Annotated in this window: 7 protein-coding genes; all 7 read left to right on the forward strand. The window is 63.8% G+C overall.

The genetic code is table 11. The annotated features are described in order from the left end of the window. Nucleotides 1–590: 590 nt before the first annotated feature. The 7 genes from gmd (at nucleotide 591) to NUH19_RS11080 (ending at nucleotide 9,089) form a co-directional block, all read left to right on the forward strand. The gene (gmd, locus tag NUH19_RS11045; protein WP_262316615.1) at nucleotides 591–1,643 is read left to right on the forward strand and encodes a GDP-mannose 4,6-dehydratase; all 1,053 of its coding nucleotides are present in this window, start codon (nucleotides 591–593) and stop codon (nucleotides 1,641–1,643) included. Nucleotides 1,644–1,688: 45 nt separating this feature from the next. Then, on the forward strand, nucleotides 1,689–2,633 hold the full coding sequence (locus NUH19_RS11050) for a GDP-L-fucose synthase family protein (protein ID WP_262316616.1): 945 nt from the start codon (nucleotides 1,689–1,691) through the stop codon (nucleotides 2,631–2,633). Between the two features lie 339 nt (nucleotides 2,634–2,972). Further along, entirely contained in the window at nucleotides 2,973–4,313 is a 1,341-nt protein-coding gene (locus tag NUH19_RS11055) for a sugar phosphate nucleotidyltransferase (RefSeq protein WP_262316617.1), read from the forward strand. Further along, nucleotides 4,310–5,998: a phospho-sugar mutase gene (locus NUH19_RS11060; RefSeq protein ID WP_262316618.1), complete on the forward strand. Its 1,689-nt coding sequence runs from the start codon at nucleotides 4,310–4,312 to the stop codon at nucleotides 5,996–5,998. Before NUH19_RS11055 ends, NUH19_RS11060 begins: the two co-directional genes overlap by 4 nt. A gap of 36 nt (nucleotides 5,999–6,034) precedes the next feature. Further along, entirely contained in the window at nucleotides 6,035–7,360 is a 1,326-nt protein-coding gene (locus NUH19_RS11065) for an LCP family glycopolymer transferase (RefSeq protein ID WP_262316619.1), read from the forward strand. Nucleotides 7,361–8,104: 744 nt separating this feature from the next. Further along, nucleotides 8,105–8,383 carry a helix-turn-helix domain-containing protein gene (locus tag NUH19_RS11075; protein ID WP_262316620.1) on the forward strand — a complete coding sequence of 93 codons (279 nt, stop codon included), beginning with the start codon at nucleotides 8,105–8,107 and terminating at the stop codon, nucleotides 8,381–8,383. A 196-nt stretch (nucleotides 8,384–8,579) separates the two neighbouring features. Continuing rightward, the gene (locus NUH19_RS11080; RefSeq protein WP_262316621.1) at nucleotides 8,580–9,089 is read left to right on the forward strand and encodes a GNAT family N-acetyltransferase; all 510 of its coding nucleotides are present in this window, start codon (nucleotides 8,580–8,582) and stop codon (nucleotides 9,087–9,089) included. The last annotated feature ends 184 nt before the right edge of the window (nucleotides 9,090–9,273 follow it).

Genomic DNA, 9,273 nt, shown 5'->3' on the forward strand with positions numbered 1-9,273 from the left:
AGCCAGCGCCACTGCTATGCAAGATTATCCTGACGCGACAGCACGTTTTCAAGAAACCGCTGTGTCGTACTGATTTTTGTTAAAATCTAGTCAGCCAATATTATACAACTTTTCCCCAATATCCCCCAACTCAACCGGCGAATTGGCTGTCATAATGGATACAATCATTAGAGCTGGGTACCATGCGGCAACGCCTAACCTGAGGAAAGGATTGCCTCGTCGCCAGTGTTATGACGTATCTAAAAATAAACGCCCCGTCTGCAATTGCATGAAGCGGTCTTAGTAGATGAATTAATTACATATGTAGGGCGGGTCTTGAGACCGGAACGGGCTCAAGAGAGCCCCACGCGTTCCGCCGCCCCGGTCCGGAGCCGGAAGTAGTGGTGCGTCCGGGCCGTAGCCCGGATCTCCAGACGCTACCCGTCCCGCTAACCCCGCCGCATTCCATCCTCTAAACGGGTTCCACCGCGCAACGCGGGAACGCCTAGCTACGCACTAGCCCCGAGGCAAGGACCGCCTCGCCGCTAGCGCTAGGCTATGCGTCCCGCTAAAAACGCGCGGTTCCACCCTCTCAATCAAAGGAGACCAACATGACCAAAATCGCACTGATCACCGGCATCACCGGCCAAGACGGCTCGTACCTGGCGGAATTTCTGCTGGGCAAGGGCTACGAAGTTCACGGCATTCACCGGCGGTCGTCCATTTCCAACACCGGTCGCATCGACCACCTGCTCGAGGCCGGCAGCATCACGCTGCACGACGGCGACCTGTCCGATTCCTCGGGCCTGATCCGGATCATCGGTGAGGTTCGCCCCGACGAAATCTACAACCTCGCGGCGCAATCGCACGTCCAGGTGTCCTTCGATGTGCCGGAATATTCCGGCGACGTCGACGCGCTGGGGGTGTTGCGCATCCTCGAGGCCGTTCGCATCTGCGGTCTGGCCGATCACACCCGCATTTATCAGGCGTCGACCTCCGAGCTTTACGGCAAGGTCGAAGAGGTGCCGCAGCGTGAGACCACGCCGTTTCACCCTTACAGCCCTTACGCGGTGGCCAAGCAGTACGGGTTTTGGATCGTCAAGGAGTACCGCGACGCCTACCACATGTTCGCCGTCAATGGCATCCTGTTCAACCACGAGTCCGAGCGTCGCGGGGAGAATTTTGTCACGCGCAAAATCACCCTGGCGGCCGGCCGCATCGCGGAAGGCCTGCAGGACCACCTGGAGCTTGGCAACATGGACTCCCTGCGCGACTGGGGTTACGCCAAGGATTACGTCCAGTGCATGTGGCTGATCCTCCAGCAGGATACGCCCGACGATTTCGTCATCGCCACCGGCGAGCAGCACACGGTGCGTGACTTCACGGAAAAAGCGTTCGCCGACAACGGCATGACCATTCGCTGGGAAGGTACGGGTGTGGCCGAGAAGGGCTACGACGCGGCGTCTGGCAAGCTGCTGGTCGCGGTCAACCCGCAGTGGTTCCGCCCGACGGATGTCGACAACCTCTGGGGCGACCCGACCAAGGCCAAAACGGTGCTGGGCTGGGATCCGCAGCAGACCAGCTACGCCGAGCTGGTCCACATCATGGCCCAGCACGACCGGCAGCTCGCCAAGCGTGAGGCGGCCTTCAAGGCCCTGCGGTAGCCTGCAATTATCAATCACTCAATAACGGAAAGAAGCTATTAAACAATGATGGAAAAAGATGCCAAGATTTACGTCGCCGGTCACCGCGGGATGGTGGGTTCCGCCATCGTGCGTGAGCTCAAGCGCCAGGGCTACACCAACCTGATCACCCGCACCCACGCGGAGCTTGACCTGCAGCGGCAGGCCGACGTCGAGGCGTTTTTCGCCGCCGAGAAGCCGGATTACGTGTTCCTGGCCGCGGCCAAGGTCGGCGGCATCGTCGCCAACCAAGAGGCGCTGGCCGACTTCATGTACGACAACATGATCATGCAGATGAATGTGATTCACGAAGCATGGCGGAACAATGTGAAGAAGCTCGAGTTCCTGGGCTCCAGCTGCATCTACCCGCGTCTGGCCCCGCAGCCGATTCAGGAGAGCTCGCTGTTGACCAGCTCGCTGGAGCAGACCAACGAGGCCTACGCCTTGGCCAAGATCTCCGGTCTGAAGTACTGCGAGTACCTCAACCGCCAGTACGGCACGGATTACATCTCCGTGATGCCGACCAACCTGTACGGGCCCAACGACAACTACCACCCGACCCACTCGCACGTGCTGCCGGCCCTGATTCGCCGCTTCCACGAGGCCAAGGTGCAGGGCAAAACGACGGTGACCTGCTGGGGCGACGGCAGCCCGTTGCGTGAGTTCATGTACGTCGACGACCTGGCCGACCTCTGCGTGTTCCTGATGAACAATTACTCCGGCAACGAGACGGTCAACGCTGGCACCGGCAAGGAGCTGACCATCAAGGCGCTGACCGAGAAGGTGGCCAAGATCATCGGCTACACCGGCGCCATCGAATGGGACACGTCCAAGCCGAACGGCACCCCGCGCAAGCTGCTGGACGTCTCCAAGGCGGCCGGCCTGGGCTGGACCTACAAGACGGAGCTGGACGACGGCATTCGCCTGGCCTACGAGGACTTCCTGGCCAACCCGATGCGAGCGGAGCGGTAAGCGAGCGGCTGAGCGGGACCGTGGCGGGACCGTGGTGCGACCGTGGCGGCTGCCACGCGGCGTTCGAGGCAACACGCGGCGCGGTGTGAAGGCGTAACGGCGCCGTCACCACGCTCACGCCGCCTGAATTATTTCCCGGGAAATTGCCCGAGACTCGCACGGCAAGCAGCAACCGCCACCGGCGCCACCCATGTGGGATGGGTGACGCCGGTGGCGGCACGACAGACAGGCATGACCGGACCGCCGCGGTGTAATCCGCGGCGGCCTTGCGTTAGCCGCGCCAATCACGGCGCGGTCGGGGCGTTGGGCAGTGCCAACGCCATCACATTTGGGGGAAATATGCAGATTATTTTACTTTCCGGGGGCTCCGGCCAGCGGCTGTGGCCGCTGTCCAACAACGTTCGCTCCAAGCAGTTCATCGACTTGCTCAAGAGCCCGAGCGGCGAGTACGAGTCGATGGTGCAGCGGGTCTACCGCCAGATTCGCACGGTCGATCCCGAGGCGGCGGTGACCATCGCCACCGCCAAGTCGCAGGTGTCGACGATTCACCACCAGCTGGGCGACGCTGTCGGGCTGTCGGTCGAACCGTGCCGGCGGGACACGTTCCCGGCCATCGCGCTGGCGGCCGCCTACCTGCACGACGTCAAGGGGATTGCGGCGACGGAGCCGATTGCGGTGTGTCCGGTCGATCCCTACGTGGCCGACAGCTACTTCCAAGGGGTCGCCGACCTCGCCGCCCGGGCCGCGGTCAGCCCCGCCAACCTGGTGCTGATGGGGATTGCGCCGACCTACCCGAGCGAGAAGTACGGCTACATCATCCCGGCGACGCGCGACCGGGTCAGCACTGTGAAGACCTTCAAGGAGAAGCCGGATGCGGCCACGGCCGCCGCCTACCTCAAGCAGGGCGCCCTGTGGAACGGCGGGATTTTTGCCTTCAAGCTCGGCTACCTGATCGACCGGGCCCATGAACTGATCGATTTTGCCGATTACCAAGACCTGCTCAGCAAGTACGCCGGGCTGGAGAAAATCAGCTTCGACTACGCGGTCGTCGAGCACGAGCCCGCCATCGAGGTGATGCGCTACGCCGGCGAGTGGAAGGACCTCGGCACCTGGAACACGCTGACCGAGGCGATGGACGAGCCCAGCGTCGGCAAGGCGATGATGAGCGACTCCTGTGACAACGTTCACGTGATCAACGACCTGGACGTGCCGATTCTGGCGATGGGCCTGCGGGACGTCGTGATCTCGGCCAGCCCCGAGGGCATTTTGGTCGCGGACAAAACGCAAAGCAGCTACATCAAGCCCTTCGTCGATCGCATCGACCAGCAGGTGATGTTCGCCGAGAAATCCTGGGGGAGCTTTCGGGTGCTGGACGTGTCCGATGGCGGCATGACGCTGCGGGTGACGCTGAACCCCGGCCACCACATGAACTACCACAGCCACGTTCACCGCGACGAGGTCTGGACCGTGCTTGAGGGTCGCGGCTGGACCGTGATCGACGGGGCGGTGCGAGCGGTGCGGCCCGGCGACGTGGTTCGCCTGCCGGCCGGCTCGCGTCACACGATCATCGCCGAAACCGAGCTGCGCGTGATTGAGGTGCAGACCGGCGAGTCGATCAGCGTCCAGGACAAGCACAAGTACGACTTTGATTTTGACACCATGCGGGAGGTACGGGGATGAACGAGATGCAGCGTTACCAGGACTGGCGGCGACACGCGACGGCCGATCCGGACTTGATGGCTGAACTTGAGGCGATGGCGGCCAATCCGGCGGCCATCGAGGACGCGTTTTACCGCGACCTGGCGTTCGGCACCGGCGGCCTTCGCGGCACGATCGGCGCCGGCACCAACCGGATGAACGTCTACACGGTGGCCAAGGCCTCCCAGGGGCTGGCGGATTACATCGTGGCCAACTTCGCCCCGGCCGCTCGCAGCATCGCCGTGTCGCGCGATTCACGCCACAAGTCCGACCTGTTCGCGGAGGTCGCGGCCCGGGTGTTCGCCGCCAACGGCATCACGGTGTGGCGCTACGAGCAGATCGCGCCGACGCCGATGCTGAGCTTCGCCACCCGCCAGCTGCACTGCGCCGCCGGCATCATGGTGACGGCCAGCCACAACCCGGCCAAGTACAACGGCTACAAGGTCTACGGCCCGGACGGCTGCCAGATCACCACGGCGGCGGCCAAGACGATCCTCGATTGCATCGAACGCCTGGCGATTTTTGATGATGTGAAAATGCTCCCGCTGGCCGACGCCGAGCAGGCGGGGCTGATTCGCGCGATTCCCGCGAGCGTGTTCGATGACTTCGTCGCCGCCGTTCACGGCACCTCACAGCTGGCGGCCGGCACGGCCATCGACCGCGCGGTGTCGATCGTCTACTCGCCGATCAACGGCACGGGGCTGGTGCCAGTGACCCGGACGCTGCGTGAGGCCGGCTTCACCGACCTCTTCGTCGTGCCGGAGCAAGAGCAACCGGACGGCGATTTTCCCACCTGCCCGTTCCCCAACCCGGAGATCGAGGCGGCGATGGCCCTGGGCATCCAATACGCGAAGGCTCGCGGCGCCGAGCTGGTCTTGGCCAACGACCCGGACTGCGACCGCGTCGGCACCGCGGTGCGTGAGGCCGACGGCAGCTACCGGCTGCTGTCCGGCAACGAGATGGGGATGCTGCTCCTGGATTACATCTGCGCCCGGCGCGTCGAGAACGGCACGATGCCGGCGCAACCCGAGCTGGTCAAGACCATTGTCACCATAGACATGGCCGATCGCATCGCCGCGCATTACGGGGTGACCACGGTCAACCTGCTGACCGGCTTCAAGTTCATCGGCGAAGAAATCGGCCGGCTCGAGGCCGCGGGACGCGAGGCCGATTACCTGTTTGGCTTCGAGGAGAGCTACGGCTACCTCAGCGGCACCTACGTCCGGGACAAGGATGGCGTCAACGCCAGCTTCCTGATCTGCGAGATGTTCGCCTACTACAAGACCCGCGGCATCACGCTGGCGGCCAGGCTCGCCGCGCTTTACCGCGACTACGGCTACTGCCTGAACACGCTGCATTCCTACGAGTTCGACGGTGCGGCCGGTTTTGCCAAAATGCAGACGATCATGGCGACCTTCCGCGAGGGTGTCGCCGAATTCGGCGGGGAACGGGTGGCGAGCGTCGCCGACTACCTGCCGGGGCTTGACGGCCTGCCGCAAGCCGATGTGCTGAAGTTCACGCTGGCGACCACCGGTTCCGTGGTGGTGCGGCCCAGCGGCACCGAGCCCAAGCTGAAGGTCTACGTCTCCGTCAGCGCCGCCGACCAACCGGCCGCCGCCGCCCGGGAGGCCGCGATCGTCGCCGGGCTTGGCGGGTATTTCGCCTAATGCTACAATAGAGCGAAAACCGTGAGGAGGCGCCGGATGGCAGCAGAAGACGAGAAGGAAAAGCAACCAGGCGCCACCGCTAACCGCGAACCCGCCCCGGCGGCCGCCGGCACCGCCGCAGCCGCCGGCACGGACGCAAGTGAGTCAGCCGCAAGTGCCGAGGCAACCGCCGCAGCCGCCGCAGCCGCCGCAGCCGCCGCAGCCGCCGGCACCGACGCGGCCGAGCCGGACGCCGGCGCCGACGACCCGAGCCTGGCCGCCCCGACCGACCACAGCCGGCGGCATCGCACTGCCGGGCCCCACCGCAAGCGCCGCCGCATCTGGCCCTGGGTGCTGGCAACCGTGCTTTTGGTGCTGGCCGTGGCCGGCGCCGTGGTCGGCCGCACCGCCTGGAACTTGTACCACTCGGTCCAGACCACCACGGCTCGCACCTACACGCCGCTGAAGAAGCAGAGCAAGGAGGCGGCCGCGGCGGCCGAGACGGCGATCACCAAGCGCCGGCCGATCAGCATTTTGCTGCTGGGCACCGACACCGGGGCCCTGGGCCGCACCGAGGCGCGTGGCCGCACCGACTCGATGATCTTGGTCACCATCGACCCTAAGCGCGAGACCACCACGATGGTCAGCATTCCCCGCGACACGATGAGCCAGATGATCGGCTATTACGGGGTTAATATTCAAAAAATCAACGCCGCCTACAGCATCGGCGCCACGGACATGACCGTCGACTCGGTGTCGGCGCTGCTCAACGTGCCGGTGCAGCACTACGCGATGGTCAACATGGGTGGCCTGGAAAAGGTGATCGATGCGGTCGGCGGCGTCGAGGTCACCGTGCCGTTCACCTTCACCGACGACGATGGGCACCATTTTCCCAAGGGCCCGATGCACCTGAACGGCAGCCTGGCGCTGGCCTACGTGCGGATGCGCCACGAGGATCCCCGCGGCGATTACGGTCGCACCGAACGCCAGCGCCAGGTGATCACCGGCATCCTGAAGGCGGCGCCGAGCTTCCAGAGCCTGAGCAACTTCAAGGCCCTGATGGCGCAGGTTCAGGACAATTTTCGCTCGAGCCTGAGCTTCGACGACATGGTCGCGCTGTTCACGCATTACCGCGCCGCGGCCAACCACATCAAGCAAGACCACCTGCAGGGCGTCGGCTGCTACCTGAACGGCTCGTCCTACCAGATCGCCCCGACCAAGGAGCTGCAGCGCGTCTCAGACGAGCTGCGAACCAGCATGGGCCTGGCCAAGGCAACGCTGCACAACGAGGAGACGCGCCAAAACGCGCTGAACCCGGACTTCGACTGGACCGGCGCCTACGAAACGGGCTACAAGGTCTACGGCGCCGACCGGGTGAACTGACGGCCTGGCGTGACCGAGCAGCCGCCGGCGGCCGGCGCGAGCCACCCGCTGCCAAGTGAACGTCAAAAAGGCCCAACTACCATGGCGGTTGGGCCTTTTTGCCGACGCTTTTCCGCCTACTGGCTTCCTTTCAAAACGCGCTGGGCCGGTAGCTGAAGCCGTTTTTTGTGGCCGTGAGGCAAATTAGTTGACGCCAAATTGGTCCGGTGTTAAGCTACCACCGAATGATTGTTCAAGTGTGGGGAAGTCGCTGCGGCCTCAGCGGCTGCACTTCCACTGCACTGGCGGGAATGGCGGGGGCATAAGCATCCCCAGTACCGCCGTCCATGCCAAGTCGAACCTGACTTTAGACGTGTGCGTTTTCGTGCAACGGATCCCATCTGCGGGACCGAATACCAGGGCGAGCGCTGCCACCCACCGGCTGCTGGCTCAGCTTCCTACTCGCTTCGAACTTGGCTGCGAGGTAGCTGCGGAAGCCTGAGGACCGATGGCTTGTTCCACTGTGCCGTCAACCGGGCCACCCGGCGACGGCACCTTCAACCGTGATGCCAACCAGGAAGAAGACTGAGGCCGCCGCGTGAGCCTGCGCGGTGGCTTCAGCGCGGCCTGCACTTTCGCGTCTACGATCGCATGATATTATGACGCATGGTTTCACCAAAAAAACGCTCAAGACGCCGCCTTCCGAGCTCGCCCACGCCAAGGAACTCAGGCGGGAGTACGACGACAGTCCAGGGGGCTAGTCGCATGGTAAGGAACATTCTGTTTGACGATTACCTCGCCGAACAGCTCAAGAATCCAGCGTTTAAGGCAGGATTCGACGCGGAATCCGCTAGGCTCGAGAGCGCCGTGGCACTAATGACCGCGCGAGAACGGGTGGGGCTAACGCAGCGTGAGTTGGCGGCACGGGCGAACGTGCCGCAGTCGACGATTGCGCGTATCGAGCATGGATACAACGCGAGCATTGATACCACGAGTAAGATTGCCGTCGCGCTGGGCAAGAAGCTCCAGCTCGAATTCAAGTGAGTTGCGGCCGGCTACTAAAGTTTCGAGCGTCGTTCACCGCTGCCGCGGTGAGCGGCTTTTTTTGGCGTCACGCGGCGGTTGACAGCCGACTGGGGGTGGCGTAACCTACACGCAACACGCAACACGCAACACGCAACACGCAACACGCAACACGCAACACGCAACACACGCAACACGCAACACGGGAGGTGGCGCGATGACGCTGAAGCTCAAGCCCTTGAACCTGGCCGACAGCCGGGCAGAGTACGATTTTTTCCAAGCCATGCCGGAGCAAAACGGCTTCGAGGTGCCGTACCGCGGCCTGAGCTACGCCGCCTTCACCGCCACGGCGATTCCGCAGCGACTGACGGCCGCGGCCGGGCAGGGGCTGCCGGCCGGCTACGTTCCCGACACCTACTTCTTCCTGTGGGACGACGCGCGGCTGGTCGGGCTGTTCAAGGTTCGCCATCACCTCAACGCCTTTTTGCGCCAAGGCAGCGGCCACATCGGCTACGGCATCCTGCCGGCCTGGCGGGGCCGCGGTTACGCGACGCGCGGTCTCGCGCTGGCGTTGGCCGAGTGCCGGCGGCTGATGCCGCCGGGCGAAACCGAGATCTACCTGTCTTGTCTGACCACCAACGCGCCGTCGCTTGCGGCGATGCTGGCCAACGGCGGCCGGGTGGTGGCGACGGTGGCCGGCGAACATCACGTGCGGATCGCGCGGTGAAGGGGCGACCGCCCCGCGGCACTGCGACCCGCGTCGTGGTCTCGGCCGTGAGATTATTGTATTGTAAGCACCCAATAACAGACCGGATATGATTGCCCCTTGCCGGGCAGTATGATTGCCTCATCAAATCTAAATTGGTGAGGTAATTTTATGGATGAGAAACCTGAGATTGTTCGGATCAAAT

It is taken from the genome of Lacticaseibacillus parakribbianus (assembly GCF_025490915.1).
Classification (GTDB): domain Bacteria; phylum Bacillota; class Bacilli; order Lactobacillales; family Lactobacillaceae; genus Lacticaseibacillus; species Lacticaseibacillus parakribbianus.

Bases quoted from the DNA above. Each gene is read 5' to 3' on its own strand.
- gmd (WP_262316615.1), top strand. From the start codon at position 591: ATGACCAAAATCGCACTGATCACCGGCATCACCGGCCAAGACGGCTCG.
- NUH19_RS11065 (WP_262316619.1), top strand. From the start codon at position 6,035: ATGGCAGCAGAAGACGAGAAGGAAAAGCAACCAGGCGCCACCGCTAAC.
- NUH19_RS11080 (WP_262316621.1), top strand. From the start codon at position 8,580: ATGACGCTGAAGCTCAAGCCCTTGAACCTGGCCGACAGCCGGGCAGAG.
- NUH19_RS11075 (WP_262316620.1), top strand. From the start codon at position 8,105: ATGGTAAGGAACATTCTGTTTGACGATTACCTCGCCGAACAGCTCAAG.
- NUH19_RS11050 (WP_262316616.1), top strand. From the start codon at position 1,689: ATGATGGAAAAAGATGCCAAGATTTACGTCGCCGGTCACCGCGGGATG.
- NUH19_RS11055 (WP_262316617.1), top strand. From the start codon at position 2,973: ATGCAGATTATTTTACTTTCCGGGGGCTCCGGCCAGCGGCTGTGGCCG.
- NUH19_RS11060 (WP_262316618.1), top strand. From the start codon at position 4,310: ATGAACGAGATGCAGCGTTACCAGGACTGGCGGCGACACGCGACGGCC.